This is a genomic window from Nocardiopsis listeri (assembly GCF_020741345.1).
Lineage (GTDB): Bacteria > Actinomycetota > Actinomycetes > Streptosporangiales > Streptosporangiaceae > Nocardiopsis > Nocardiopsis listeri_A.
Map to the genome: position 1 here is coordinate 1 of NZ_DYZD01000282.1, position 2,535 is coordinate 2,535.

Sequence of the window (2,535 nt, forward strand, 5' to 3'; positions counted from 1 at the left end):
ACAGGGCTCTGGTCAACGATGGGAGCGCGCGGGGACAGCGACTGCCCCCGGGGATCACCCGGCGCATCCTGTCGTACGCCCGACCGCACTGGCGGGCGATCCTGCTGTTCTTGTTGGTCACCTCGATCGGCGCGGGTGTGGTGGTGGCCAACCCCCTGCTGCTGCGAGCCATCATCGATCAGGGCATCCTCACGGGGAACACCTCGGTGGTGGTGTGGCTGGCGGTCGCGGCGGGTGGTCTGGCCCTGCTGGAGGGCGTCATCACCCTGACCGGCCGGTGGTTGTCCTCCCGAATCGGCGAAGGCGTCATCTACCTGCTGCGCACCCAGGTGTTCGCCCACGTGCAGCGGATGTCGATCTCCTTCTTCACCCGCACCCAGACCGGTTCACTGATCAGCCGCCTGAACACGGACGTGGTGGGCGCCCAGCGGGCCATCACCTCGGTGCTGCAGTCGGTGGTGTCCAACCTCATCAGCGTGGTGGCCGTGCTCATCACCATGCTGGCCCTGTCCTGGCAGGTGACCCTGCTGGCGTTGGCACTGGTGCCGCTGTTCATCGTGCCCGCGAAACTGCTGGGCCGAAAACTCGCGACCATCTCGCGCGACGCCATGGACAACAACGCGTCGATGAGCTCGCTGATGACCGAACGGTTCAACGTCGGCGGCGCCATGTTGGTGAAGCTGTACGGCCGCCCGGACGAGGAGAACCGCGGGTTCTCCGAGAAGGCCGCGCGCGTTCGTGACCTGGGCGTCCAGCAGGCGGTGTTCGGTGGCCTGCTGTTCACCATGCTCGCGACCATCACGGCGCTGGCCGTCGCGATGGTCTACGGAGTGGGCGGCGTGCTCGCTGTGCGGGGCTCCTTCGAGGTCGGCACCCTGGTCGCGCTCACCACCCTGTTGGCGCGGCTGTACGGTCCGGTGACCACCTTGTCCAACGTGCACGTGGAGATCATGACCGCCCTGGTGTCCTTCGACCGGGTCTTCGAGGTGCTGGACCTGGAACCGCAGATCAAGGAGAGCCCGGACGCCCGACCGTTGCCGGAGGGGCCGTTGAGCGTGGAGTTCGATCAGGTCTCCTTCCGGTACCCGGGCGCCGCGGGGTCGTCGGTGGCGTCCCTGGAACTGGCCCCGCAGGCGGAGGAGGGCGAGGACACCCAGGTGCTGAGCGGGGTGTCGTTCCACGCCGAACCGGGCCGGATGGTGGCCCTGGTCGGCCCCTCCGGCGCGGGCAAGAGCACACTCACCCACCTGGTGTCGCGGCTGTACGACCCGACCGAGGGTCGGGTACGGGTGGGCGGCCTGGACCTACGCGAGGTGACCGAGGACTCCCTGCATTCGGCGGTCGGAGTGGTGACCCAGGACGCGCAGCTGTTCCACGACACCGTGGGCGCCAACCTGCGCTACGCGCGGCCGGAGGCCACCGACGCCGAGTTGGTCGAGGCGCTGCGCATGGCACGACTGGGTTCACTTCTGGAGCGGCTGCCCCAGGGCCTGGACACCATGGTGGGAGACCGCGGCTACCGGCTCTCCGGGGGTGAGAAACAGCGGCTGGCGATCGCGCGGCTGCTGTTGAAGGCTCCGTCGGTGGTGATCCTGGACGAGGCCACCGCGCACCTGGACTCGGAGTCGGAGGCCGCGGTCCAGGAGGCCTTGGCGGTGGCGTTGGAGGGGCGCACCTCCCTGGTGATCGCACACCGGCTGGCGACCGTACGGGAGGCCGACCAGATCCTCGTACTGGAGGACGGACGGATCCTGGAACGCGGATCACACGAGGAGCTCCTGGACGCGGGCGGCCTCTACACGGCCCTGTACCGCACCCAGTTCGCCCCGCAGAGGCGCTGACGACCCACGGGCGCGGTCCGGGCCACCGGACCGCCCTAGGCCTTCTCCGCCTTCTTCTTTTTCTTCTTGGACTTCTTCTTGTCCTTGCGGTCCTTCTTGTGCCTCTTCTCCGCCTTGAGCCTCTTCGCCTCGGGGTCCTTGAGCTTGTCGCCCCTGGCCTTCTTGCGCTTCTTCGGCTTCTTCGCGTCCTTGGAGGTGACGTGGTCCTCCAAGGCGGCGGGGAGGGGGGCCAGACCGGGGCCGCCCTCGAAGATCCAGTCGTCGACGGCCTCCAGCAGGTCGTCCTCGGTCATCTCGCCGAGCCAGACGGGGCGGCCACCGGCCGCACGACCCGTCGCGGAGGGTTGGACCACCACGACGTTGGCCTGGAAGCAGATGCCCAGGCACTTGCTGGTGCGAACGGGAACACGGCGGGCGGAGTGATCGTCGATGGCACCCAGGCGGGCGAGCTGGGCGTCGTGGTCGACACCGGGCACCTTCTTCTTCGTTCCACAGCAGCATCCTCGGCAGACCGTGAGCTTGCAGGGCGCGTCCTCGACCGCACTCATCACCCACCCCCTCCCCCTTGGTTAGGCTCGCCTTACCTGACCAGGGTAATCATTCGTGGTACCGCTCTGACCAGCGGGTACCCGCCCGGCCCGGTGAGGTGACCCTTCGGTGGCGGGGCGCCGGAACGGCGAGGGGCGGATGGGGC

The 2,535-nt window shown here is 68.5% G+C and carries 2 protein-coding genes; one reads left to right on the plus strand and one right to left on the minus strand.

Features of this window, described 5'->3' with window-relative positions:
- Window positions 1-1,841, plus strand: a 1,841-nt coding sequence (locus tag K8V84_RS15100) for an ABC transporter ATP-binding protein (RefSeq protein WP_304075292.1), incomplete at its 5' end; no start/stop codon positions are given.
- A 35-nt stretch (window positions 1,842-1,876) separates the two neighbouring features.
- Here K8V84_RS15100 and K8V84_RS15105 read toward each other — a convergent pair.
- Window positions 1,877-2,392: a (2Fe-2S) ferredoxin domain-containing protein gene (locus K8V84_RS15105; protein WP_304075294.1), complete on the minus strand. Its 516-nt coding sequence runs from the start codon at window positions 2,390-2,392 to the stop codon at window positions 1,877-1,879.
- Window positions 2,393-2,535 lie beyond the last annotated feature (143 nt).